At 68.1% G+C, this 24,080-nt stretch carries 22 protein-coding genes; 12 read left to right on the top strand and 10 right to left on the bottom strand.

Going from position 1 to position 24,080, the window contains the following annotated elements:
* The first annotated feature begins 762 nt into the window (after window positions 1-762).
* Together DKM19_RS22620 and DKM19_RS22615 are read left to right on the top strand one after the other, a co-directional pair.
* Complete coding sequence (locus DKM19_RS22620) at window positions 763-1,593, top strand: helix-turn-helix domain-containing protein (RefSeq protein WP_204358954.1); 831 nt, start codon at window positions 763-765, stop codon at window positions 1,591-1,593.
* Between the two features lie 66 nt (window positions 1,594-1,659).
* Complete coding sequence (locus tag DKM19_RS22615; RefSeq protein WP_110698115.1) at window positions 1,660-2,241, top strand: dihydrofolate reductase family protein; 582 nt, start codon at window positions 1,660-1,662, stop codon at window positions 2,239-2,241.
* Between the two features lie 254 nt (window positions 2,242-2,495).
* Here DKM19_RS22615 and DKM19_RS22605 read toward each other — a convergent pair whose 3' ends face one another.
* Window positions 2,496-2,768: an ATP-binding protein gene (locus DKM19_RS22605; protein WP_305000320.1), complete on the bottom strand. Its 273-nt coding sequence runs from the start codon at window positions 2,766-2,768 to the stop codon at window positions 2,496-2,498.
* A gap of 38 nt (window positions 2,769-2,806) precedes the next feature.
* On the opposite strand from DKM19_RS22605, the gene DKM19_RS52765 reads away from it, so the two are divergent.
* A complete protein-coding gene (locus DKM19_RS52765) occupies window positions 2,807-3,379 on the top strand; it encodes an ABC transporter permease (RefSeq protein ID WP_305000319.1) in 573 nt (190 codons plus the stop codon).
* 141 nt (window positions 3,380-3,520) lie between these two features.
* Complete coding sequence (locus DKM19_RS49655; protein WP_162641681.1) at window positions 3,521-3,700, top strand: hypothetical protein; 180 nt, start codon at window positions 3,521-3,523, stop codon at window positions 3,698-3,700.
* Between the two features lie 11 nt (window positions 3,701-3,711).
* On the opposite strand, the gene DKM19_RS22590 is transcribed toward DKM19_RS49655, so the two are convergent.
* From DKM19_RS22590 to DKM19_RS22565, 5 genes are all read right to left on the bottom strand, one after another.
* Entirely contained in the window at window positions 3,712-3,987 is a 276-nt protein-coding gene (locus tag DKM19_RS22590) for a hypothetical protein (RefSeq protein ID WP_110698111.1), read from the bottom strand.
* 43 nt (window positions 3,988-4,030) lie between these two features.
* On the bottom strand, window positions 4,031-4,489 hold the full coding sequence (locus tag DKM19_RS22585) for a T6SS immunity protein Tdi1 domain-containing protein (protein ID WP_110698110.1): 459 nt from the start codon (window positions 4,487-4,489) through the stop codon (window positions 4,031-4,033).
* A gap of 66 nt (window positions 4,490-4,555) precedes the next feature.
* A complete protein-coding gene (locus tag DKM19_RS22580; RefSeq protein WP_204358953.1) occupies window positions 4,556-4,801 on the bottom strand; it encodes a hypothetical protein in 246 nt (81 codons plus the stop codon).
* A 289-nt stretch (window positions 4,802-5,090) separates the two neighbouring features.
* On the bottom strand, window positions 5,091-6,686 hold the full coding sequence (locus DKM19_RS22575) for an amidase (protein WP_110698107.1): 1,596 nt from the start codon (window positions 6,684-6,686) through the stop codon (window positions 5,091-5,093).
* 301 nt (window positions 6,687-6,987) lie between these two features.
* Window positions 6,988-7,227, bottom strand: coding sequence for an alpha/beta hydrolase (locus DKM19_RS22565; protein ID WP_204358952.1), 240 nt, complete (start codon window positions 7,225-7,227; stop codon window positions 6,988-6,990).
* 6 nt (window positions 7,228-7,233) lie between these two features.
* On the opposite strand from DKM19_RS22565, the gene DKM19_RS22560 reads away from it, so the two are divergent.
* Complete coding sequence (locus DKM19_RS22560) at window positions 7,234-7,563, top strand: hypothetical protein (RefSeq protein ID WP_110698105.1); 330 nt, start codon at window positions 7,234-7,236, stop codon at window positions 7,561-7,563.
* A 43-nt stretch (window positions 7,564-7,606) separates the two neighbouring features.
* Window positions 7,607-7,969, top strand: a complete 363-nt coding sequence (locus DKM19_RS22555; protein ID WP_066367953.1) for a nuclear transport factor 2 family protein — start codon at window positions 7,607-7,609, stop codon at window positions 7,967-7,969.
* 446 nt (window positions 7,970-8,415) lie between these two features.
* Here DKM19_RS22555 and DKM19_RS22550 read toward each other — a convergent pair whose 3' ends face one another.
* Window positions 8,416-10,398 carry a hypothetical protein gene (locus DKM19_RS22550; protein ID WP_110698102.1) on the bottom strand — a complete coding sequence of 661 codons (1,983 nt, stop codon included), beginning with the start codon at window positions 10,396-10,398 and terminating at the stop codon, window positions 8,416-8,418.
* 128 nt (window positions 10,399-10,526) lie between these two features.
* Window positions 10,527-10,907, bottom strand: a complete 381-nt coding sequence (locus DKM19_RS22545; RefSeq protein ID WP_110698100.1) for a hypothetical protein — start codon at window positions 10,905-10,907, stop codon at window positions 10,527-10,529.
* Window positions 10,908-11,463: 556 nt separating this feature from the next.
* On the opposite strand from DKM19_RS22545, the gene DKM19_RS22540 reads away from it, so the two are divergent.
* The 3 genes from DKM19_RS22540 to DKM19_RS22530 all read left to right on the top strand — a co-directional run bounded on the left by DKM19_RS22540 (window position 11,464) and on the right by DKM19_RS22530 (window position 18,360).
* Entirely contained in the window at window positions 11,464-12,477 is a 1,014-nt protein-coding gene (locus tag DKM19_RS22540; RefSeq protein WP_110698098.1) for a multicopper oxidase domain-containing protein, read from the top strand.
* A gap of 223 nt (window positions 12,478-12,700) precedes the next feature.
* Window positions 12,701-16,642 (top strand): ThuA domain-containing protein, encoded by a 3,942-nt coding sequence (locus tag DKM19_RS22535; RefSeq protein WP_204358951.1) that lies wholly within the window; start codon window positions 12,701-12,703, stop codon window positions 16,640-16,642.
* An 83-nt stretch (window positions 16,643-16,725) separates the two neighbouring features.
* Window positions 16,726-18,360 carry a chitobiase/beta-hexosaminidase C-terminal domain-containing protein gene (locus DKM19_RS22530; RefSeq protein ID WP_110705893.1) on the top strand — a complete coding sequence of 545 codons (1,635 nt, stop codon included), beginning with the start codon at window positions 16,726-16,728 and terminating at the stop codon, window positions 18,358-18,360.
* Between the two features lie 228 nt (window positions 18,361-18,588).
* Here DKM19_RS22530 and DKM19_RS22525 read toward each other — a convergent pair whose 3' ends face one another.
* Window positions 18,589-19,266, bottom strand: coding sequence for a TetR/AcrR family transcriptional regulator (locus tag DKM19_RS22525; RefSeq protein WP_204358950.1), 678 nt, complete (start codon window positions 19,264-19,266; stop codon window positions 18,589-18,591).
* 84 nt (window positions 19,267-19,350) lie between these two features.
* Here DKM19_RS22525 and DKM19_RS22520 point away from each other — a divergent pair, with 84 nt between their 5' ends.
* The 3 genes from DKM19_RS22520 (at window position 19,351) to DKM19_RS22510 (ending at window position 23,189) form a co-directional block, all read left to right on the top strand.
* Window positions 19,351-20,481, top strand: a complete 1,131-nt coding sequence (locus tag DKM19_RS22520; protein ID WP_110698094.1) for an NAD(P)/FAD-dependent oxidoreductase — start codon at window positions 19,351-19,353, stop codon at window positions 20,479-20,481.
* 772 nt (window positions 20,482-21,253) lie between these two features.
* Window positions 21,254-22,297 (top strand): DUF4331 family protein, encoded by a 1,044-nt coding sequence (locus DKM19_RS22515; RefSeq protein ID WP_110698092.1) that lies wholly within the window; start codon window positions 21,254-21,256, stop codon window positions 22,295-22,297.
* Window positions 22,298-22,574: 277 nt separating this feature from the next.
* Window positions 22,575-23,189: an MBL fold metallo-hydrolase gene (locus tag DKM19_RS22510; RefSeq protein WP_110698090.1), complete on the top strand. Its 615-nt coding sequence runs from the start codon at window positions 22,575-22,577 to the stop codon at window positions 23,187-23,189.
* A gap of 607 nt (window positions 23,190-23,796) precedes the next feature.
* Here DKM19_RS22510 and DKM19_RS22500 read toward each other — a convergent pair.
* On the bottom strand, window positions 23,797-23,988 hold the full coding sequence (locus tag DKM19_RS22500) for a hypothetical protein (RefSeq protein WP_110698086.1): 192 nt from the start codon (window positions 23,986-23,988) through the stop codon (window positions 23,797-23,799).
* Window positions 23,989-24,080: the final 92 nt, after the last annotated feature.

Here is a 24,080-nt window from a genome sequence, read left to right as displayed (position 1 = left end):
TGGAAGGTGGGCGGGGGTTCGTCGCGGAGGCCGCTGTCACGCGAACGTGCGAGGCATCGTCCACGCAGGTGGCGAAAGGCTCGCACATAGCCGCCTCTTGGTTGTTAAAACGATTTAATCGACTTGTTGCTGTCGTTAACGTAAACGTCACTCGGCCCACCGTCAAGGGCTGAAATGGGTACCGGTTCCCGCTCTTATCGCATGTCCAAAGCCATTGGTTTGGGTAACGATGGGTATCGTTACCCATCGCCCTGATGGCTTCGCAAGCACTGCCGCGCGAGACGGCCCCTCCGCCGGAACGTATCGAAAGCCGTACGAGCTTCTCCGTCACCCCGAGCCTGGTGGTCCATGGCGGCGCCGCCGCGCCCATGGCTCGGTAGCCGAACCGGAGACCGACAGGGGCAATGCCGGCTGGTTGGGGGAGGGTTCCACGGCGCTGATTCTGCGGCTGTTGAAGAAGCGCGCCGGCTTCTTGCTTGTCCTCCGGCAAGTACACCTGATGACCGGGGCGGGGGAGCGGAGGTGATCCGGCGATATGGGAGAACGTCCTCACCGACATCGACCGGCGCGGGCTCACTCCGCTGTTCCACACCAACATGACCCTCTACGGTGAGGTCCAACCGCGCACCGACCGGCGCCTGGACCTCACCGACCTGCCGACTGCGTAACGCCGGACGCTCGCCCGTTCCGGCGGCAGTGCGGCTGGACCATCCCGGCGCGCGATGCCGGCGGGGCATCGGCGATGCTGTGGGCATGGAGTATGTGTCCAGAGTGCCGCGACCGCCGCTGGACGGGCTGATCGACGACCTTTACTACCTGGAGGGTGCGCCGCCGTACGCCCGGCTGACGCTCCCGCCGAGTCCGTCGGCGTTGCTCATCGTCAACCTCGGGGCGCCGTTCCGCATCCGCGCCGGCACCGACATCGAGACGGCCGAGTACGCCGACGGCTGCGTGGTCACCATGCCCACCCGCGCCTTCGAGTTCGGCTATCCGCCGGGGACCCGGTCCGTCGGCGCGCACGTCAAGCCGTGGGGGCTGGCGCCGTTCCTGCCGATGCCCGCGGCCGAGCTGTGTGACCGGCCGGTGACGGTGGAGCAGGTTTGGGGCCGGCCCGCCATTGCGGAGCTGCGAGACCGACTGGCCACCGCGGCCGGACCGCACGAGATGCTGACGCTCCTTGAGGAGGAGCTGATGCGACGGCTGGGCGAGACCGCCGGCCTGGGGCTGGTCCGCCATACGAGCAGCGTCATCGCGGCGACCGGCGGGGCGGTGGCGATCGGCGACCTGAGCGTGGCAGCCGGTGTCAGCAGCACCCATCTGGCACAGCGGTTCAAGGAGCTCATCGGCGTCACACCGAAGCGGCTGGCCCGCACCTACCGCTTCACCGCCACCGTGTTCGCGATCGACCCCGCCGGGCCGATCGACTGGGGCGAGCTCGCCGGTGGCGCGGGCTACTTCGACCAAGCCCACTTCGGCCACGAGTTCCGGGCGTTCACCGGGCTCACGCCGACCCGGTACGTCGAAGTCCGGCGGCGGTTCCTGCGCGAACATCCCGGTCACGTGTTTGATGGCTGGCCGCTGCCGGCCGATTGATTTCTTACAAGAGCGACAGCTCACGACACGCTAATTTGGGGACACCCCAAAGCAGAGGAGAGCCCCGTGGGCAAGGTCGTCATGTACAGCACGGTGTCGGTGGACGGCTTCATCGCGGATGAGAACGACCAGCCCGGACCGCTGTTCGACTGGTTGACCAGCGGTGACGTCCCGTTGGACGAGAGCGGCGCGCTGAAGGTGTCGCAGACCTCCTACGACTACACCCGGCCGTACTGGGACCAGATCGGGGTGACAATCGCCGGCCGCCACGTCTTCGACATCACGGACGGCTGGGACGGGAAGCCTCCGAGCGGGATCGACCACGTGGTCGTCGTGACACACCGGCCGATGCCCGAGGGCTGGGACCCCGAGGCGCCGTTTCACTTCGTCGACGGCGTCAAGGCGGCCGTGGCCAAGGCGCAGGAGCTTGCGGGTGACCGCCTGGTCGAGGTCGCCGCCGGCGACGTCGGTGGCCAGGCGCTTGCCGCGGGCCTGGTCGACGAGGTGCGCATGGACGTCGTACCCGTCGTGTTCGGGTCCGGCAAGCGCTACTTCGGGTCGGTCCACGCGCAGCATCTGCTGGAGGATCCTGACGTGGTGATTCAGGGCAACCGGGTGCTTCACCTGCGCTATCGAGTGCGCCGTTGACCGATCTGAGCGGGTACGCGAGGAAGTGCACTGCGAACGGTGACACAAGATCCTCCCGGGTTGCACGCGGGCGTCGACATCGTCGTCGAACTCCTCGGCCATACCCGACTCGACACCACCCGCCGCTACACCCTGCCCACTCACGCCGACCGCGAAGACGCCGTCAGCCAGCTCTCCCCACCGACCAATAGGGCGTCGCTGAACGGGGCGAACTCAATCGCGTGTACCTGGCTGCACGAGTCTTACCGACGCCCCTATTCGGCTGCATGCGATGGTGGGGTGGGCAGTTGAACGACGATACGGAGTCCACCCGCAGAGCGCGGGACGACAGTGAGAGATCCGTCGTGTACTTGGGTGATGCTCTTGACGATTGCCAGGCCGAGGCCGACGCCTGCGTGGTCGTTGCGTATTCTTCCGGTGCCGCGCTGAAACGGCTCAGTGAGTGTCGAGACCGTGGGGACAGCTTCTCGCCGGTATTTTCGACAGTGAGCACCACGGTCTCGGGGCGGATGCTGGTCTTGACCCACACGGTGCCCTGATCAGGCAGGTTGTGCACGATGGCGTTGTGCACAAGGTTCGTCGTCATCTGGAGCCGCATGCCATCTGGATCCGCGCATCTCCCGGTGCCGACCCGGCTCAACTCGGCGGTGACCTGGACGTTCTGGCGGATCCGGTTGGCGCGACGATCGACAACGGGCTGCGGACCTGGGAGTCGCTGGACCAACAGCTGGGAATCCTCACCTGGTCGGCGCTCGGTCTCATCGGCGTCGCCGTGGTGATCGCCCTGATCGGGATCGCGAACACCCTGGGGCTCTCCGTACTCGAACGCGCCCGCGAACACGCGATGCTGCGCGCGCTCGGGCTTACCCGCAGGCAGCTACGGCGGATGCTGGCGACCGAGGCTGTGCTGCTGTCCGTGGTGGCCACCGTGCTCGGCACTGTGATCGGCGTCGGGTTCGCCTGGGTCGGCTACGAGACGTTCGTGACACGGGCTCTCCGCGACGCCACCATGCGAGTCCCCTGGCTATCACTCGGCGTCGTCGTCCTCATCGCCGCCTTGGCCGGACTCCTCGCCGCAGTTCTCCCGGCACGCCGAGCCGCCCGGGTGATTCCGGCCGAAGGGCTGTCCCTCGACTGAAACCCCTCGTCGATCGCTTGGTCGGCGGCTGCTGAAGCCCGCCGGCCAAGCGCGGCACTGTGTACGCGACGAGTCCCTTCTTGATCAGAGAGTCCCGCCCTGGCCTAAGTGACGTTGGAGCCCCTCGGAGAAGTCCCAGCAGTGCTTGGCCGCGAGAGGGCCGAGCACGGCGCGCAGCCGACCGATGCGGGCGGCGGCATCGAGCCCGCTGATGCCGATCGTGATGGTCGCCTCAGTGGTCTGGTAGGCGGTGCGGCGGCGCTCGGCCGCAGTGCGGACAGCGACGTGGATCCGGCCGCGCACAGACGCGAAGGCATGTGACCGCGATCAGGTCAATACGGCACGTCCACGCCTATCTCTCGCAGCTTGGCCACCGCCAGAGATAGGCACACCGCGGCGCTGGCTCCGTCGGCCCGCATCCCCTTTTCCAGTGGTCCGCCGCTGGCGGCAAAGGTCCACACAGGGCTGCTTTCGGCCACTCTCTCGGCGTCAACTCTGATCATGGCGTTCACGCCCCGCTCAGCCAGCCATTCCAAGATGAGGAGTGCGGTGTCCTCGATGCCGGTGTCCTGGTCAATCTTCGGCCATCGGCCCTTCCGCCCAGTCACGGCACGACCCTACCCTCGAGCCGTGATCACCACAGCGGCGATCTCAGCTAATCGTGATCCCGGAAATGGGGGTGCCGGGAGGCAGATCACGCACTTGCTCGTGGATTTGGCCGGCGATGTTCAGTCCGACCACGAAGTCAATCACGCCCAGGTTGTTCAGGCTCACCTCTCCTCCAAGAACAGGTGAATGTTTGAAGTCGTATACCTGTTCGGCTGCCAAGCCCAGGCCCCGCTGCCCGGCTGCCTCCGCCAGACTCGCCAGCAGATATCTCTCCCGACCATCCACGGTATTCAATTCGGCCCGCACCGCATCGGCGTCTTCCCACGGCTGAGTGAGGCTGCCTTCCACCGCGTCAAGCCACCAGAAGCCGTCCTCCGCCCGGAAGATCACATCCCCGAACAGGGATGCGAGCACGGGAACCTTGCCCGCAAGCCCGATCCAACGCCAGGACTCCAGACCCTGCTCGAACTGTTCCAGAGTGAAAACCTTCGTCAATTCCATCCCGATATCCAACCGTATGTTTGTTCCGGCTGAGCGGTCGCTGGCGTCAGCTACGCCAAGAGCAGCTCATCTGCATCCGACGCGATCTTGACAAGTGCAGAAAAGGTCCAGGAACAGGAACAACGTCTTCAGCGCCTGCGCCCGCGACAAACGGGTGCCCTTCGCGGTGATGCGCAGCACCTTCCCGAAGTACACGTCGGCGTCGGCGGGTTCCATGTCCCACAGCGGCCAGCCGAACCACGGTCGCACCTGCTCCAGACGGCCATTTCGCTCCTGGCCTGCGGTCTGGCGGGCGTGGGAGGTCTTCGTCACCTCGAACGGTTTGCGGATCTCGCACGTTGACGTCGGTGCAGATGTCCGCATGGGCGTCCAGGGCCCGTGTGAGGGCGTCGGAGATGTCGAGAGCCGAGCCCTCCCGGCTTGATGGGTGAGGACGGCGAGCAATTGTCGTCACCCACCGCGAATGGGTGAAGTGACTACGTCCCGGCGGGCGGCACGATGCCGCGGCGCCCGCCGGAACGCCCAGACGAGCGTGCCGTTGGAGGGCTCGCTCGCACATTCACAGAGGACGAGGGGCCTCACAGCAGGCGAGGCCCTCGGGTCAGGGCAGCGTCGGCAGGTACGTCGGCGGCTTGCGTACCTTGGCTGCCTGCTCGAACGCGTATCCGAGGGCGATCAGGGTCGGTTCGGAGAAGCGGGTACCGAAGAAGGTGACGCCGAGCGGCAGGACGTTCCTGGCATAGCCGGCGGGGACGGTGATCGCCGGGTAGCCGGAGATGGCCGAGGCCGCGGATGAGGACACGAATCCGGTGAAGTCGTCGCCCTTGACCAGATCGGTAACCCAGGCGCCGTTGTTGGTCGGGGCGAGCACCGCGTCGAGCCGGTTCGCGGACACCGCGGAGTCGATCGCCTGCCGGGCGAGTGTGGTCGCCTTCTTCCTGAGCGCGCGGTATTCGGGGTCGTTGAGGTCGCCGGTGGTCGCCTGCGCCTGCTCGAACAGCTCCTGACCGAAGTAGCGCAGCTCGGTCGAGGCGTGCCGCCGGTTGAACTCGATCAGCCCGGCCAGGTCGCGCGGGTGCCGTCCCGGAGTGGCGGCCAGGTAGGCGTTCAGGTCGTGCTTGAACTCGGTCAGCAGGGCCGTGAACTCGGGTTCGCCGGCCTGGTCCATCCCCTCCAATTCGAGGTTGTCGACCACGGTCGCGCCTTTGGCCCGCAGCGTGGCGACGGTGGCGTCCAGGGTGGCCAGCACGTCCTGGTTGTCTCCCGCGACCGAGCGCCACACGCCGATGCGTTTGCCGGCCAGCGCGCCCGGCTTCAGCGCCTTGAGGTAGTCGCGGTTGCCGCCGGGCACGGTCGCGGGGTCGCGCGGGTCCACGCCCTGGATGGCCGAGAGTACGGCGGCGGCGTCGGTGACGTTCCTGGTGATCGGGCCGGCGGTGTCCTGCTGCGCCGAGATCGGGACCACTCCGGAGCGGCTGACCAGGCCGAGGGTGGGCTTGATGCCGACGACGCCGTTGGCGCCGGCGGGGCAGACGATGGAGCCGTCGGTCTCGGTGCCGATGGTCACCGCAGCCAGGCTCGCGGCGGCGGCGACGGCCGAGCCGCTGCTCGAACCGCAGGGGTTGCGGTCCAGGACGTAGGGGTTGTTGGTCTGGCCGCCGACCGCGCTCCATCCGCTGGAGGAGGGACCGGAGCGGAAGTTCGCCCATTCGGAGAGATTGGCCTTGCCGAGGATTACCGCACCCGCGTCGCGCAGCCGCTGGACCAGGAACGCGTCGCGGGCGGGCCGGGAGCCGAGCAACGCCTCCGAGCCGGCGGTCGTACGGAGTGGCCCGGTGGTGTCGATGTTGTCCTTCAGCAGGACCGGGATGCCCTCCAGAGCGCTGCGCGCGCCGTGCCGCCTGCGCTGGTCGCTGCGCTCGGCCTCCTTCAGCGCCGTGGGGTTGGTCTGGATGACCGCGTGCAGCATCGGGTCCACCGTGCGGATGCGGTCGAGGTAGAACCGGGTGAGCGACACCGAGTCGAAGCGCCTGCGATCCATGGCGCTCTGCATGTCGAGGACGGTGGCGCGGTCGAGGTTGAGGTCGCGCAGGAAGGTGTCGGAGGGGCGTGGTGCCTTGTCATGAGCGTAGGCCGGAGCGGGGATGGATAAGCCTGCGGTGAGTACCACGGCCGCCAGCCATCGTGGGGGGTGCATGATCTTCATGGGGGCGAGCGTAACGACGATCCTTTCTCTTGAAAATACTTTGCGCGGCGAGCGCTGAGAGCGCGGCGCCGTGCCGCAGGTCATGCGGCCGTATCGGGGGTGGTCCGGAAGCAGCCACCGGCTGGACCCCTAGGGACTACGTCGCGGCTGTGGCAGGTGTTGGCCTGCGCCAGGGGCCTCGGGGTCGGCAGGCGTTTCGAGGAAGGCGCCTCGGGTCGACAACCTGGAAGGCGATGGCGAGCAAGGCCCGAGGCGAAGGCAGCAGCCGGCGTGGGGGCCGAGGCGGGTCCTACTACGCCGACGTGTTCGCCGTGCACCCAGCGTCAATGCGCTGGGTGAGGAAGAGGGCCGCGCGGTCCAGTGCCTCGTCTGCCTCGTCCAGGATGCCGGCGAACGCCTGGAACACGTGCGGCACGTCGGCGGTGATGTCCGGGATGACGTCCACTCCGACCGACCTCGCATGCGCGGCAAGGCGCGTGGAGTCGTCCAGCAGGATCTCGTTGGTGCCCACCTGAATCAGCTCACTCAGCACACCGCGATGGAGACCTCCCCAGTCGGCAAGCTCTGGGTCACCAACGCCGTCCGGGGCCTGACCGCCGGCCTGGAGCGCCTTCGCATCGACCGCCAACTCGAAGAGGCTCTGACCCGCGGCCCCGACCCCCTGCATCTGGTTGCCGTGTCCGGCATCAACGACAAGGCCGCCCTCCGCTACGCCAACGCCGCCCGCCGCCTCCTGCAGACCGCCGCGGAAACGCCCGAACCACCGGCGCACCACTTCAACGGCCTGTCGGGAAGCCTTCTAAACCCGACACCCACTCACCGACGATCGGAGTCCCTGGATCGGACTGCAAAGATCAGCCGAGCGTGAACGTCCTGGCGCGGATACGGCGCTGGCTGGGAGGGTGGATCTCATGATGGAGGACTTGCGGGACGCCGAGCGCCGACTCCAGGCCGCGCAGCTCGCTGGAGATGTCGAGGCGCTGGATCGGCTGCTGGATGATCGGCTGATCTTTACCTTCGGTGCGAACGTTGCGACCAAGGCGGACGATCTGGAGCTGCACCGCACTCGGACGCAGGTGGTGACGAGAGTGGCCGAGGAGGAGTTGACCGTGCTCGCCGATGGGCGCACCGGGGTGACGTGGTTTCTCGGCACCGTCGAAGGGACCGTCTCCGGTGCGCCGTTCGCGGCCAGGATGCGCTACACCCGTACTTGGCTATACGGCGAGACGCACGGCTGGCGAATCATCGCCGTGCACGCCAGCACGACCGATTGACATAGCCGACACGTTGTCCGACGACCGGCCAGCCGGATGGTCACCGACGAGGTTCGACCGCCCCCCGGGGGGCGGGCCGACGCCGGAAGCCAGGCTATCCCGGCAAGATCAAGGACTGATCTTGGTATCCCAGCTCCGGCCCATGCACGAAAGGATCAAAGCCAGTACTGACGCAGACACCCTCTTAGCGACGTTCAATGCGCTGAACCCACGAGGCAAACAGGCCTTGAGATGCCGAACCCACGTGAGTTCCCGCTGAAGAACCTTCGGTTCGCGTGAACTCTGGGCCTTCAGGGCCTCCCACTCGGGTCCGCGTCACCCGGGGCAAAGTGACTCTGGGTGACGACAGAGACGGGGGTGCTCTGCTGACCGTGGCCCCAGCTCCCAGATAGATCACCCTGTCAGTGGCTGCTGAGAGGGCGTCAAGGTGGCCGCTTCTGGTCGCGTTATTGGCGGGATAGTGCGCGAGTGAGGCCTGCCAGGATGGTCGTTGCGAGGGTCCACCCTGCTGTGATCATCGCCGCGGCGAGCCACTGTTGTGCGCCGCGCGGGCCGAAGGCGCTCTCCTGTCCGAAGCTGATGATCGGGAGGAGCAGGTCCAGGGTGTAGAGGAAGGCGTTGAAGGGGGGAGCCTCGCCTGGCTTGAAGGGCGGTGGCTGGTGAGCGGTGAAAACGACCGTGCCGATAAGGAGAAGGGCTGCGAGCCAGAGTGCAGCGCGGAAGGGTCGGTAGCCGTACCCGACGGTCCAGTCCTGCACATATCCCCACAGTCGTGCCCCGAGCCGCCGCCCCGAGCGGCGGCGACGCTGTTTGGCCAGCAGCACGTCCCGAGCAGCCTCATCGTGGCCCTGCCGGCGGTAGACGGCGGCCAATTGCTCATAGGGTTGAGGTTGGTAGTCCTCCCTGGCCAGCCAGTCAAGTCGCTCCTGGACAGGCAGGGGAGCCTCCAGGCTGTCATAGGTGAAGCCGTTCATCAGGACGTGAGCAGGCCACCGGCTGGGAGCGTCATCGAGTACGCCGACCCGACTGTGGCGAAGGTCGACGGCCCGCAGCAGTTCCGTCTGGGGCCCGATCTTCAGCGAAGCCGCTTCTACACCACGAAGGTGAAGGTCACCGTCGATGGTGGTCTCCGCAAGGCACAGTGTGGCGGCGATCCGGGAGTTCCTGATCGAGACGTCTCCCGTGGCCGCGAAGCCTTCGCAGCAGTCGATGCCCCCGCCCGCGATCACCTCCCACAGGGACAGAGCCCGCCCGCCGGGGTTACTGAGGGCGGCACCGTGAAACTCCAAGCTGCCCTCGATTCGGGCGTTGATGAGCACGATCTCCCCGTCGGCACGGAAGCCTTCGCTGCAGCTGAGCCTGCCGGTGACCCCCAGTCGACGCAGGGAAAGCGCCGTCGCACCCGGGTTGGACAACGTCCCGCCGTCGAGGTTGACCGATCCGCGGACCTGGGTGGAGTCCAGAAAGACCTCTCCGTTCGCCACAAAACCTGGTGTGAGCCGCAGTCCGCTGCCGATCTCCATCAGCGGCGCGTTCAGCGCGCGTCTTCCCGGATTGGCGAGACTCGCCTGCGCGAAACGGAGCGAACCAGCCACGCGGGCTCCGCGCAGAAGGACCTCACCTTCGGCCGAGAAGCCGTCATCGATGCGCAGCCCGCCCTCGACACCGAGTCTCTCCGCGTTCAGGGCGATGCCGTCCGGGTTGGACAGCTGGGCTCCGCTGAAGACGCACCGGCGCCCTATCCGGGCGTCCTGCACGCTCAGCTCCCCCCAGGAGCGGAAACCGCGGGCACACGACAACCCGCCGTCGATGACGACCCCCTCGGCGGTGAGGCTGAAGCCGCCTGACCGCCCGACCCGTGCGCCATCGAGGGTCATCGTCCCGCCGATCCTGGCGCCAACAACGCGTAACTCACCGTCGATGACGGCGTTCGCGCACAGAAGATCACGGTCGACAATCAGGCCGTCGGCATGGACGGCCTGAAGTGCGTGGATCGCTGCGCCGCTGAGATTCAGCGTCCCGGACACGTGGGCCCCGGCGAGCTGGATCGGGCCGGCCATCTCGCAGCCTTCCAGGCGCAGTGCCCCGCCGATCACAGCGTCCACGGCCTGCAGTCCGGGTGCCCGGGAGGCCGCGAGGTCCACCAGGCCGGTGCGGGCTCCGGTGAGGACCGGCGTTTCCTCGAACTCGCACTTGGTCAAGATCAGAGGGTGTTGTACCTCGGCGTACGACAGGTCCAATCGGCCCTCGATCCGGGCGCCGGACAGGTGCATGCCGGGCGTCTGCCCTGCGAGGCGTTCCCGGGCGCCGAGCAACATCCTTGCGATGATCGCAGCCCGAACGGGGGTGCCGGGAAGATCCACAGGACGCGCTGTGGGAAACGCCTCCCAGAGGGCGAGTTCCGGCTCGGACAGATCCTCGATGATCACAGGGCACTCCTGGAAGGTCGTACGCGTCGTTGAGGAGAGCCTCCAAGGTCATCACCTGTCTTAGCAACCTTCATGTTTCATGCCCGGGCCCATCCCTTGGATCGCAAGGTGCGCGATTCGCATACATCTCATCGCCCGCGCCGGCCGCCGTCGTAGGTACCGTCCCGCGCTACGAGAGCGATCACGTCGAAGTCCGGCCGGCAGACCTGCAGATCCGCGCCGAGCATGCCGGGAAGGCCGACCCGACCCTGCCACTGGATGAGCTGAAGGCGATGGCGGTCCGTCGGCTCATCGCTCACGAGCTCGATCCGGCCGAAGCCGATCGCCTCGCCGATCAGCTCGTCACGGCCGCGACCGGCTGGTCCAGTCAGTGCCGCAGCAGGCAACGTTTGCCCTCGTCGGCGGCGTGCTTGTTCCTCCAGGTGCTGCAGCCTGCACCCGATCTCCGGGGATCCGCCCGAGGCCACTTCCGGCGCGATCCCCGGCATCTTTTGCATGATCTTCGACATAAGCCTTGAATCGCCGCACAACGGGATCGGGGCGGCTGGGCGCTGCGTTCGGCTCCTGCGGATCCTCGGCATCCCCACGCTATCCGCCCCAGGGCGCATGGGTCGCAGCCGGTAAGCGCGCCAGGTGGCCGGGGGGCGAGTCGATGGTCGGTACAGGCAGTGACGGGCCGTCAGCAGCATGGCGGCGTGTGGCCGAGTCGGTGCGGGCATGGGCGGATTCACCATGTGGGTTCACCATGTGGATCGCCGGGAGGGGCGACAGGGGTTATGGGGCGGGGCGCGGAGGTGGCGGATGCGGGGAAGTTCGATCTTGGAGTTACCGTAACAGCCGCATCCACCTTTGACCAGATATGAACAGAAGTTCTGACTCTTCCAACGCTACTTCTTGACATTTCGCCGAAAATGACGCGTACTTCCATCGAAAGTCGATCTCACTACCCCCTACAGCATCACCGATCACGACGCGACCGGTCCGGCCTAGACCGACGTCGCGCGCGAAGCAATGTCCCGAGCACCCGTAAGTCACCCTCACGCAAGCGTCACCGATTGGGGAACCATGACCGAGGTAGGCAGAGGCATGGCGAAAAGCCTGCTCTCCCGGCGTGCCTTCACCACGACCGCGGCGGCTGCCGCGTTGGCACCATTGGTCACAGCGAGTCAGACCGCGGCATCGACCCAGGCCGGTACGGCCGGCACGACCATGGGCGCGGTCCGCCGCATCATCCTGTACGCCGAGCGACTGGAGGACGGCCGGCTGGGCTACGGCCTGGAGCCCGGAAAGGCCACGATTCCCGGGCCGCTCATCGAGATGGTCGAGGGCGACACGCTTGAGATCGAGATGGTCAACAACCTGGACGTGACGGCGAGCCTGCACGTCCACGGGGTGGACTACGACGTGGCCAGCGACGGTACGAGACTGAACGACAGCGTGGTCGAGCCCGGGGGCCGGCGCACCTACATCTGGCGCACCCACGCGCAGGGCAGGCGCGGGAGCGGCGCTGGCATCGAGCCCGGCAGCGCGGGCTACTGGCACTACCACGACCACGTGGTGGGGACCGATCACGGCACGGGCGGCATCCGGCAGGGGCTGTACGGCCCGCTGGTGGTCCGGCGGAAAAAGGACATCAGACCGGACAAGACGTTCACCGTCGTCTTCAACGACATGACGATCAACAATCACCCCGCGCACCACGCGCCGGAGTTCGTCGCCAAGGTCGGCGAGCGGGTGGAGTGGATCGTGATCACCCACGGCGAGCTCTACCACACGTTCCACATCCACGGGCACCGCTGGGCCGACAACCGCACCGGCATGCTGGAGAGCCTCGAGGACCCGAGCCGGATCATCGACACCAAGATCACCGGGCCCGCCGAGTCGTTCGGCTTCCAGCTGATCGCGGGGGAGCGCGTCGGCCCGGGGGCGTGGATGTACCACTGCCACGTCCAGAGCCACTCCGACATGGGGATGGCCGGCATCTTCACGGTGACGGACGCGGACGGGAACGTGCCGGGTCAACCGGGCGGCGGTCACTCGGGCGGTGACCACGCGGGTGGTGACCACGCGGGCCACTGACGGCCGCGCACGGCCGGCCCGGCCCCGGGCACCCCCCGAGACCGGATCCGGTCGCCTCATGCCGTACGAGCACGGCCCCACGCAGACGTCGACACCCCGGACCGCGGCCGACCCCCGAGCTCGTCCGCACATGGTCCCGAACCATCCTCGATCCCAAGGAGCAATGATGGGTCGAACAGGCTCACCCCCCAGACCACCCGCCTGGCGACGCGTACTGATCACGATGTCGAGTGCCGTCCTGGTACTCGGACTGGCGGCCCCGGCCGCCGTGCCGGCCCAGGCACAGGCCCTACAGGCACCGGCCCCCGCCCCGGCCGCCAAGAAGCCCGCCGTCAACGTGCTGGTCTTCAGCGGTCAGGCCGCGCAGCAGGACGACCCGGTGCGGGCGGCCGCGACGGCGATCAGGGAACTGAGCAAGAAGAACGGGTTCTCCGTCGAGGAGGCCCAGGACCCGGCGGTCTTCACCGCCGGCAACCTGACGCGGTTCCGCGGCGTGGTGTTCCTGTCCGCCAACGGCGTGAACCTGGACGAGTCGCAGCTCGCCGCCTTCCAGGCGTACATCAGGGGCGGCGGCGGGTTCGTCGGCATCCGCGACGCCGCCCGCGCGCAGGTGGACTCGACCTGGTTCACCGAACTGATCGGCACCCGTCCCGTCGGCGCCCTCCCCATCGCGGAGAAGGTGACGGAGACCGCGGCGAGCGCGGAGAACCCGCCGAACGAGACCAAGGACAAGGTTTTCGACGGGGACAACGACACCAAGTGGCTGGCCCGGGCGCGGACCGGGTGGGTGCAGGGCAAGCTGGAGAAGTCCGTCGCGGTGGCGCACTACGCGCTGACGTCGGCCGGCGACTTCGCCGGCCGGGACCCGAAGGACTGGACCCTCCAGGGCTCGCAGAACGGGACGACCTGGACGGATCTCGACAAGCGCAGCGGGGAGACCTTCGCCCAGCGTGCCCAGAGCAAGGAATACAAGTTCGAGAACACCACGGCGTACCAGTACTACCGGCTCAACGTCACCGCGAACGGCGGTGAGCCCCTGACCCAGCTCGCCGAGCTGCGGCTGTTCGGGCCCGACTCCGCGCCTCCCCCCGTGGCGAAGGAGCAGAAGGCCGTCGTGGACATCCTCGACCGCCGGCATCCGGCGAACGAGGGACTTCCGCTCACCCTGTCGCGGACCGACAAGTGGCTGAGCTGGAACCCCAATCCGGTGGGCAAGGTCCACACGATCGCGCAGGTCGAGGAGTGGACCTACAACCCGAGCATGAACGGCAACGGCCCGTTCCATCCGGTCTCCTGGTGCCGTGACTACGACGGCGGCCGGTCCTTCTACACCGGCATGGGCGGCACCGCGGCGAGCTACACCGACGACAAGCAGTTCCGCACGCACCTCGCCGGCGCCATCCGGTGGGCGACCGGCATCGTCCGGGGCGACTGCCAGGCGACCATCGCGGCCAACTACGCCACGGAACGGCTGACCGCGCCGAACGCGCAGGGCCAGCTCGACCAGATCGGCGAGCCGCACGGCCTGACCATCGCGCCGAACGGCAAGGTGTTCTACATCGGCAAGGCGGCATGCGCCACCGGCCCGATCGCCGCCTGGACCGACCCGAAGGTGGGCCTCGGCTGCGGCACCATCCACCAGTGGGACCCGAGGACCAAGCAGGTCAAGCTGCTGACCACGCTGCCCGTCATGGGCAACCGCGGCAGCGGCGACGAGCTGGTCAAGAACGAGGAGGGCCTGGTCGGCATCACCCTCGACCCGGACTTCGCGGAGAACGGCTGGATCTACGCGTACTGGATGCCGCACGCGTCGATCGACCGGGACCGGCGCATCGGCAAGCGGACGGTCTCCCGGTTCGACTACGACTCGCGGACCCAGACGATCGACCAGAGCAGCCGTAAGGACCTCCTGCAGTGGGACACCCAGATCCACAGCTGCTGCCACGCGGGCGGAGGCATGACCTTCGACGAGGACGGCAACCTCTACGTCGGCTCCGGTGACAGCAACTCCTCCGGCGGGGCCGGCGGTTACTCCGGGAACAACTGGACCCAGGACTACAAGGGCACCTCGTTCCAGGACGCCCGCCGTACCGCCGGCAACACCAACGACCTCAACGGCAAGATCCTCCGTATCCACCCGGAGCCCGACGGCACCTACACGATCCCCAAGGGCAACCTGTTCACCGGCGAGGAGGAGGGCGGCGGCAAGACCCGCGCGGAGATCTGGGTGATGGGCGTCCGCAACATCGCGCGGCTGCAGTGGGACAAGGAGAACGACTGGCTCACGGCCGGCTGGGTCGGTCCGGACGCCGGCGGCCCGAGCGAGATATGGGGACCGGCGAAGTACGAGACCCTGACGGTTCTCACCTCCGCCGGCAACCAGGGCTGGCCGTACTGCATGGGCAACAAGCAGCCCTACCGCGACCGCAGCAACAGCGACGCCACCCAGCCCGCCGAGTGGTACGACTGTGACAACCTGAAGAACACCTCGCCGCGCAACACCGGCCTCGTCGACATCCCGCCGGCGCGCGCCAACATGATCTGGTACTCGCCGCAGGGTGGCGGCCCGGTCTACCCGAAGCGGCAGGACGGCAGCGGTCTCCCGACGTACAAGCAGGGCGAGGAGACCTTCACCATGCCCTACCTCAAGGGCGGCGGCCAGGCGGTCATGTCGGGCCCGACCTACCACCGCTCCCAGACCGACACCGGCAGCGGGGTCGCGTGGCCGGAGTACTGGGACGACAAGTGGTTCATCGGTGACCAGTCCAACGGCAACAACCGCATCGCCGTGACCGTGAACCCGGAGACCGCCCGGGACGCGGGCCGGCCGGCGTTCGCCGAGGACCTGCGGAACATCATCCCGGGCGGCGGCGGCGCCAACCAGCTCCAGTCGTGGATGGACGCGAAGTTCGGTCCCGACGGCGCGCTCTACATGCTCGACTACGGCAGCGGCTTCTTCAGTCTGCACGCGAACCAGAAGCTGGTCCGCGTCACCTACAAGGGCGGCCCGGCGACGCCGAACCCGGACGCCGCCGTGGCGCGTCCCGCCCGGCAGGACGCCGAGCCCAGGACGATGGCGTTCTCCAGCGCCAAGGCCGGCGGCGTGGCATGGGAGTGGGACTTCGGCGACGGCAGCGCGCCGTCGAAGGAGGCCGCCCCGACGCACACCTACGCCGGCTTCGGCACCTTCGAGGCGACGCTGAAGGTCACCTACGCCGACGGCGAGCAGGCCACCGGGAAGATCGCTGTCACGGTCGGATGCGCCGCGCCCGACGCCCGGCCGACGGTGCAGCTGCTCGACGCCTTCACCGGCGTGCGCAACAAGGCGGCCGGCGGCGGCTGCACGATCAACGACCTGATCGACGACGAGGGCGACTGGAAGAACCGCAACCAGTTCGTCCAGCACCTCGACACCGTCGTGAAGCAGCTCCTCAAGGACGGCGTCATCACCGCTCAGGAGGCGGAGGCGCTGCGCACCGCCGGCGCCAAGTCGGAGGTCGGGAGGGTGAACGGGTACCGGCCCATCTTCGACGGCACGGCGTCGTCGCTGCTGGGCTGGAGCCAGGCCCCGTCCGGGCGGTTCGCCCTCCAGCCGGACGGCACGATCCGCAGCTCCGGCGGTCTGGGCATGCTGTGGTACTCCGACAAGGCGTACGCGGACTTCTCGGTCCGGCTGCAGTTCCGTGACAGCTCACCCGACCCGTATCGCGCCAACAGCGGTGTCTTCGTCCGGTTCCCGGACCCGAGGACCCCGCTGGAGCAGCGTCCCGCCGGAAGCTGCGGCACGGTCGGCTCGGCGCGCACGTCACCCGCGTGGGTCGCGATCTTCTGTGGCCACGAGATCCAGATCTACGACGGCGACACGGGCGAGCCGCAGAAGACGGGCTCCGTCTACAACTTCTCGTCCAACGGCCTGAGCCGGGCCGGGGTGACCCCGAAGGGCCAGTGGAACGACTACGAGGTCCGGGCGGTCGGTCAGCACTACACGATCATCCGCAACGGCACGGTGATCAGCGAGTTCGACAACACGCCGGGCAAGGCGTCGTCCCGCGCCGGTGACCCGCCCACGGACCTGCGCCAGTTCATCAGCGGGTTCATCGGGCTGCAGAACCACAGCAACAACGACGTGATCGACTTCCGCAACATCCGCGTGCGCGAACTCTAGGACGGTACGCCGGCCGGGTGCCGGGCCGGGGAGCGTTCCCCGTGCCCGGCACTCCACCCCAGCTCGGAAAGGTGCATCGACACATGCATGTCCGATCTCTCCCCTCCCTCGTGATCAAAGCCTTACGGCGGGCGTCCGGAGCGGTGACGGCGCCGCGCCTGGCCGTGGCGCTGCTCGCCGTGGCGCTTCCCGCGCTCTTCCTGTCGTCGGTCCAGGCCGCCGCGCAGCCCCGTACGCAGCTCACCGCCGCGCAGGCGGCGGACCAGGTGCTCACCTGGACCGCCGGCGACAGCATGACCGCGTACAGGTCGACGCCGGAATCGGCGACGGCGGGTCCCGCCACCATCGTCTTCGAGAACAGCGCGGCCACCGGCAACACCACCGGCATGACGCACACGCTGACGTTCGACACCTCCACCCCCGGCTACAACCACGACGTCAGCGTCAACATCATCGCCAGCCCCTTCGACGCCGACGGCGGCCGGCACACCGTCCAGGTGAACCTCACCCCCGGCAAGTACCGCTACCACTGCGTGATCCCCGGTCACGGCCAGATGGTCGGCGAACTCGTCGTCACCGAAGGCGGGGGCGAGGACACGACCGCACCGCAGGTCTCCGCGCAGGTGGCGGGCGACCAGGACGCGGACGGGAACTACGTGGGCGCGGCGACGGTCACGGTCTCGGCGAGCGACACCGAGTCCGGGGTGAACACCGTGGAGTACTCGCTCGACGGCGGGGAGTTCGCGGCCTACTCGGCCCCGCTGTCGGTCAACCAGGCGGGGGCGCACACGGTGACCTTCCGGGCCACCGACAAGGCGGGCAACACCTCGCCGGTGGGCTCGGTGAAGTTCACGGTGGCGGCTCCGCAGGAGGAGGACACCACTCCGCCCGAGGTCACCGGGAAGGTGACCGGTGACCAGGACGCGGACGGCGACTACGTGGACGCGGCGACGGTCACGGTCACGGCGAGCGACACCGGCTCCGGGGTCGACACCGTGGAGTACTCGCTCGACGGCCAGCCGTTCGCGGCGTACACGCAGCCGCTGTCGGTCAACCAGCCCGGCGCGCACACGGTGACCTTCCGGGCCACCGACAAGGCGGGCAACACCTCGCCCGTGGGCTCGGTGGAGTTCACGGTGGCGGCCTCGCAGGAGGGGGACACCACCCCCCCGCAGGTCTCGGCGCAGCTGTCGGGGCAGCAGGACTCGGCGGGCAACTACGTCGGCTCGGCGACCGTGATGATCTCGGTGAGTGACACCGAGTCGGGGGTCGCCACGGTGGAGTACTCGCTCGACGGCGGGTCCTACACCGAGTATCCGTCCCCCGTGTCGGTCAACCGGGCGGGCGCGCACACCCTGTCGTACCGGGCCACCGACAAGGCCGGGAACACCTCGCCGGTGGCGACGCTGAGGTTCACCGTGGTGGCTCCGGAGGACGACACCACGCTGCCGCAGGTGTCGGCCGCGCTCACCGGCACCCAGGACTGGGCCTGGAACTACGTCGGCTCGGCGACGGTGAAGCTGACGGCGAGCGACGTCGGCTCCGGGCTGGACACCGTGGAGTACTCGCTCGACGGCCAGCCGTTCGCGGCGTACACGCAGCCGCTGTCGGTCAACCAGCCCGGCGCGCACACCCTGTCGTACCGGGCCACCGACAAGGCCGGGAACATGTCGGTGGGCACGGCCAAGTTCATGATCGTGGAAGCCGGCGGCGAGTAGCGCCCGCCGCCGGGCAGGGGTGACGGCCGCCCCGAGAGGCGAGTTCGTCAGCCGGTGAGCGGCCTCCGTCCAAGGACGGGGGCCGCTCGCGCGTCAGGCCGCCCAGAAGGCGGCGACGGCCTTGGTACTGGTGAGGTCGCTTGTTCGACCGCCACACCTAAAGAACGGAAGCAGTGGCTACTCGGCGGGTGCGACGAGCCACTGACTGCCGGTCGCGGTCTGGTGGGGTCACGGTGTCAGGGCTTCGATGCCGGTCAGGATGAGGTCGATGCCGGCGAGGAACTGTTCGCGGTCGTCGTGTTCGGGTAGCTGTGCCGCGATCTTGTGCACGAACGGGTACCGGGCGGGGTCGAGCTGTGCCCAGCGTGCGGCGGCCTGTTCGAGGAAGGCCGTTCGGTCGGTGACGTCGTGCGGGAAAAGGTGGGCGTTCGCGGCGTTCTGGCCGGCGACGCCGAGGGTGTAGCTCACGAGCGCGGAGGCGGAGTCGAACTGCGCCCGTTCGGGGACGCCGAGTGCTTGGAGCTGTCCGCCGAAGCCTTCGAACATCTGCGGCATCGCGACCAGCGACGGCGTGCGGGAGAGCAGGGCGCCCATCCACGCGTGCGCGTCGATCGCGTCGAACACACCCAGGGCGACGGTCCGGATCGCCTCCCGCGGGTCCGCGTCATCGGCTGCCTCTGTCAAGACGCGGGCGATGACGTCGTTGGTGGCCGCGGCGAGCAGGTCGTCCTTGTTGGCGACATGGTGGTAGATCGCCCCGCTCCCGGTGGCCAGGTGCGCCGCGAGGGCGCGGAAGGTCAGGGCGCTCTCGCCGCCGGCGTCCAGGAGTTCGATCGCGGCCTCGACGATGCGCTCCTTCGAGAGCGCGTCGGTCCGTCGATCGGCTCGTTGTGTCCTGGTCGGCATGCCAACCAGTTTGACACAAATGGAACTCTGTTCCAACCTGAAAGAATGGAACGGAGTTCCAATCATGTTCGGAAGGGAATCACGATGACGACACCCGTCACGATCGTCGGCGCCGGCCTCGGCGGCCTCACCCTCGCCCGCGTCCTGCACGTCCACGGCATCCCCGCGACGATCTACGAGGCCGACGCCTCGGCCGCGACCCGTACGCAGGGCGGCCAACTCGACATCCACGAGGACGACGGCCAACGCGCGCTCGCGGACGCCGGCCTCACCGACGAGTTCCACGCGATCATCCACGAGGGCGCCGACGCGTCGCGCGTACTGGACGAGAACGGCAAACTGCTGCTCGACCTCCCCGGCGGCTCGATGACGCGCCCCGAGGTGCTGCGCGGGGACCTGCGCCGGATCCTGCTCGACTCCCTGCCCGAGGGCACGGTCCGGTGGGGGAGCAAGGTCTCCGATGTCCGGGCCCTTGGCGAGGGACGGCATGAGCTGGCCCTCGCCGACGGCTCGACCGTGACCACCGGCCTCCTGGTCGGCGCCGACGGCGCCTGGTCCAGGGTCAGGCCGCTGCTGTCCGACGCCAGGCCCGAGTACGTCGGCACGACCTTCGTCGAGACGTATCTGCACGACGTCGACGAGCGGCACTCCGCGACGGCCGAGGCGGTCGGCGCCGGCGCGATGTATGCGCTGGCCCCGGGCAAGGGGATCGTCGCGCACCGCGAGGCGGGCAACGTCCTGCACACCTACGTCGAGCTGAACCGCTCCGCCGAGTGGGTCGCCGACATCGACTTCACCGCCGCCGCCGCGAGCGCCCGGGTCGCGGCCGAGTTCGACGGCTGGGCCCCCCACCTCACCGCGCTGATCACCGACGGCGAGACCGCTCCGGTCGCGCGCATGATCTACACGCTTCCGGACGGACACCGCTGGGACCGCGTGCCCGGTGTGACGCTCCTGGGCGACGCCGCGCACCTGATGCCGCCGTCCGGCGACGGCGCCAACCTGGCGATGTTCGATGGCGCCGAACTCGCCAAAGCGATCACCGCCCACCCCGGCGACACCGAAGCGGCACTCGCAGCCTACGAAGAGGCACTGTTCCCCCGTAGCGAGGCCTTCTACGCCGACGCGCACGAAATCCTGGACCTGGTCCTGGGCGACCGCACGCCGTTCGGATTCATCGACTTCTTCAACAACGGCCCCCAGGAGCAGTCCTGAGCCACCACGCCGGTGAACCCCGGCGCGATGCCGGTCAAAGGCTCGCGGGCGGCCGGGCGCTCCGACGGCCAGTGCCGCCCGGCCCAACCCTGAGGTGCCCCGGCCGTGGCGAGCGCATCCGGCCGCGACGGCACTCCCGCGCCGACCTAGAGTGCAGATCGCCCGGGCTGCTGGAAGTCCTCGGTCGACTCCTTGGGCGTCAACCCGCCCTCGCCGGCCGCGTCGAGCAGTTCGACGCCGGCCGGCGTATGGCACTGCATGGCATCGGCGCGGCCCATGACGCCCCGGTTGGCGGGCCGAGACCGACGGTGTCATCACCCTCGTGCTGGACGGGCTGCGCAGGTCGCACTCAGGCGACGGTCAGCGCGAGCACGAGCAGGAGAGTATCGGTGATTTGAAGTGAGAATACCTTTCTGACCAGGAAAAATGGGACTTGTCTGGGGTTCCGTTTTCCCTGTCGGGAAGGCATCCGTAGATACAATTCAAGCCACGCTCCCCAGGCGGGGTCGGTAGCGTTTCCGACCTGGAGGCCTTCACCGCCAACACCGCTTCGAGACACTGGGCCGAACCGAGCCGACGACCCTCGGTGAGGGCCGTGCGGCGCTCGCCGCGTGACACTTTGACGAGCATCGAAGTCACGGCGTTCTATCCTGGCTGTATGGGCAGGTGACCTGCCAAGAGCCCGATCCGCGTTGGCCCGGCCCGGCCCTTTTCGACATCGAAGTCGACTGCGTCGCCGTCATGGGGCAGGCGCGCGGAGAGGAGCATCCCGATGTCGCACCACTTCGACACCACCCGCGCCCGCGAGGACGCACGGCTGAACGTCTGCGACATGTACCTGTTCCCGGGCGCTCGGGCAGACACCACGGCCATGGTCCTCACGACCAACCCCGACGCGGGTGTGTTCGCCCCCAGCACCCCGCATCCGGAAGCGATCTACGCGTTCCGGTTCGACGTGGACGATGACGCCCAGGAAGACGTCGTCTTCGAAGTACGGCCCAGCGGCGAGAGCGACCGCTATCAGGTGCTCCGGGTCGAGGCCGGCCAGACCGGCAGTGGGAATCTCCTCCTCGAAGGACAGGTCGGCGAGCCGGTCTTCGCCCATGGCGTGCAGGCCTTCGTCGGGGTGGCGGCCGAGCTGTGGGCGGCGGACGCATTCGGCTTCTTCACGCTGGTGAACGCCCTGCATCAGGAAGATCGCTTCGCGACCGAGGCGTTCGAGAACCGCAACAACCTGTTCAAGAACCGCAACGTGCTGGCCACGGTGCTGGAAGTACCCAACTCCATGATCGGCAAGGGCAGGGTGCATGCCTGGGCCACGGCCTCGCTGCATGGGCACGCGCCGCGGACCCAGGTCTACCGGTGGGGCCTGCCCCTGTTCACCCACCTGTTCTTGTCCGACCCCGCCATCGGCGAGCTGGCCGATCGCTTCCACGTGAGCGCCCCCGCCGACGATGTGGCCGACTTCGGTGCGGCGGTCGCGGCGTTCACCGCGAAGCTGGCCCGCCGTGCCGGGGCCGTACCGGATCCGGACGCCTACGGTCAGCAGGTCGCCTACCGGCTCTGCCCCGTCATGCTGCCCTACGAGATCGGCACGCAGGCCAGGTTCGACCCGCAGGTCTTCAACGGCCGGCCATTGGGCGTCGACGCCTTCGACGTGATGCTGACCGTGGGCGCCGGGCTGGCGATCACCGATGGCGTGGCTCCGGACACCGGCCGGATCCGCGCGCAGTTCCCCTACTGCGGACGTCCCTACAGCAAGGCGCAACAGCAAGGGCTCGCCCCGGTGCGCGAGCTCATCGGCCTGAGCTACTGACGGCCCGACGCGCCGATGCTCAGGCACGGTCATGGCCAGATCGACGAACGGGCGGTTTCTTCCTCTGTACGTCCATCACCGACTATGACGTGGTCGTCACCGGAAGGTCGTCGGAGAGGTCGCAGATCAGATCGATGGGCTTCTTACGGGTGCCTAAGCCGGCCGATACTCCGCCTCACTCGGCGTGATGATGAAGGCGCCAGTCAGGTCCGTAAGGTCAAGGACCGCTTCAAGGCACTGTGGCGTCGACGCCGAGGTTGGCCGATAGGGTGATCCGGTGAGACTGACGCATTTCGGGCACGCCTGTGTGCGCGTCCAGGACGGCGATCGGGTGCTGGTGATCGATCCGGGCACCTTCTCCGACGCGGAGGCGGCGCTGTCCGGAGCCACGGCCGTGCTCGTCTCCCACGAGCACCCCGACCACATCGACGTCGAGGCGCTCAAGGCCGCCCAGGCGGGCAATCCCGCGCTGACCGTGCACACCCATGCGGCGCTGGCCGGCGAGCTCGGCGAGGGAGCGGTCGCGGTCGCCGCAGGCGAGACCTTCACCGCCGCCGGCTTCACCGTGAAGGCCGTGGGCGGCGTGCACGCTGAGGTCATCGACGGGCTGCCCGGCTGCCCGAACCTCGGGTTCATCGTGAACGGCCTCTACCACCCGGGAGACTCCCTGTTTGTCCCCACCGAAGAGGTCGACACCCTGCTGGTCCCGGCGGCCGGCCCCTGGGTGAAGATCGGCGAGGCCATCACCTTCGTCCGAGCCGTCCGGCCGGCCCGCGCGTTCCCGATCCACGACATCCAGCTCAGCAAGATCGGTCTGGAATACTTCGACGCGTGGCTTGAGGAGGAGACCGACTACGCCCGCATCCCGGTGGGTGATTCAGTCGATCTCTAGACCAATGCGGTGACCAAGAAGAATCATTCGCCGGGGTTAATCATGCGGCTTGGTGGCGAGGGCGGCCCCAGCGCTGTTGGCGTTCACAGCGGATACGGATCCTCCTGCCGTCATCGTGCATGTCGATACGGCACCGAAGCAGAATCCGGCGAAGATTGCGCAAGCCGTCGAGGGTGTCCGCGGCCCGGTGAACCTATGTGGTCACCGCACTAGAGGAGTCCGGCGCAACTCGTTACTTTGCGAGCTCCCTCAAAGTGGCGGGCTTTTTGCCGCCGGTCGCGACCAGCCGCTCCTACGTCGTCTGCTGCGCCGCCCGATCGCGAATGCCGGCCGGTTGGGGGAGGGCTTTCATGGTGCTGATTTCTATGGGCGCCGGAGGAGTGCGGCCGGCCGTCACCGTGCTGTCCTTTGGCGGGTCGGCCAATGAGCGGGCAGGGGAGTGGGAGGTGATCTGCTGATGGGGGAGTCCTGGGCGAGATGCAGGTGGCCGAGTTGGCGTCGCCTGCGATCCGCAGGCTGTTGATTCGGGGCGGGAGGGTGCGGTTGAACGAAGTCCTCTTATTAATCTACATTGTAAAGGCGTAGGGATTGGATTCAAGATCATTTTTCAACACGGCTCGGGCACGACGATCCCACCGGCGAACTCCTCGCCCGCGGCCGGCCCGAGCCCGACATCCGCAAGATCCTCGGTGGCAACCTCCACCGGCTGCTCGCCACCCATCTCGCCTGATCCGCACACCGCGGTTTGGACGTACTCCACCGGATGGCCGAACTGGAAATGTCTCTCGTTCTCGGTCACGACACGTAGAGCCTCCAGAACACCAAAGAGCCCCAGGGCCGGCCACCGTACAGACCAGGCGGCTTACGGGTCGAGGAGGAAGCCGGTGCCGG

This window comes from Streptosporangium sp. 'caverna' (assembly GCF_003203775.1).
Lineage (GTDB): Bacteria > Actinomycetota > Actinomycetes > Streptosporangiales > Streptosporangiaceae > Streptosporangium > Streptosporangium subroseum.
Note: the sequence above shows the minus strand (reverse complement) of the source record. Positions and strands in the feature narration are given on the sequence as shown.

What these genes read in the sequence shown, in the direction of transcription:
- DKM19_RS22585 (WP_110698110.1), bottom strand. Translation starts at nt 4,489, where the DNA reads ATGGAATTGACGAAGGTTTTCACTCTGGAACAGTTCGAGCAGGGTCTG.
- DKM19_RS22575 (WP_110698107.1), bottom strand. Translation starts at nt 6,686, where the DNA reads ATGCACCCCCCACGATGGCTGGCGGCCGTGGTACTCACCGCAGGCTTA.
- DKM19_RS22560 (WP_110698105.1), top strand. Translation starts at nt 7,234, where the DNA reads ATGGAGACCTCCCCAGTCGGCAAGCTCTGGGTCACCAACGCCGTCCGG.
- DKM19_RS22555 (WP_066367953.1), top strand. Translation starts at nt 7,607, where the DNA reads ATGATGGAGGACTTGCGGGACGCCGAGCGCCGACTCCAGGCCGCGCAG.
- DKM19_RS22545 (WP_110698100.1), bottom strand. Translation starts at nt 10,907, where the DNA reads ATGTCGAAGATCATGCAAAAGATGCCGGGGATCGCGCCGGAAGTGGCC.
- DKM19_RS22540 (WP_110698098.1), top strand. Translation starts at nt 11,464, where the DNA reads ATGACCGAGGTAGGCAGAGGCATGGCGAAAAGCCTGCTCTCCCGGCGT.
- DKM19_RS22535 (WP_204358951.1), top strand. Translation starts at nt 12,701, where the DNA reads ATGTCGAGTGCCGTCCTGGTACTCGGACTGGCGGCCCCGGCCGCCGTG.
- DKM19_RS22530 (WP_110705893.1), top strand. Translation starts at nt 16,726, where the DNA reads ATGCATGTCCGATCTCTCCCCTCCCTCGTGATCAAAGCCTTACGGCGG.
- DKM19_RS22525 (WP_204358950.1), bottom strand. Translation starts at nt 19,266, where the DNA reads ATGCCGACCAGGACACAACGAGCCGATCGACGGACCGACGCGCTCTCG.
- DKM19_RS22520 (WP_110698094.1), top strand. Translation starts at nt 19,351, where the DNA reads ATGACGACACCCGTCACGATCGTCGGCGCCGGCCTCGGCGGCCTCACC.
- DKM19_RS22515 (WP_110698092.1), top strand. Translation starts at nt 21,254, where the DNA reads ATGTCGCACCACTTCGACACCACCCGCGCCCGCGAGGACGCACGGCTG.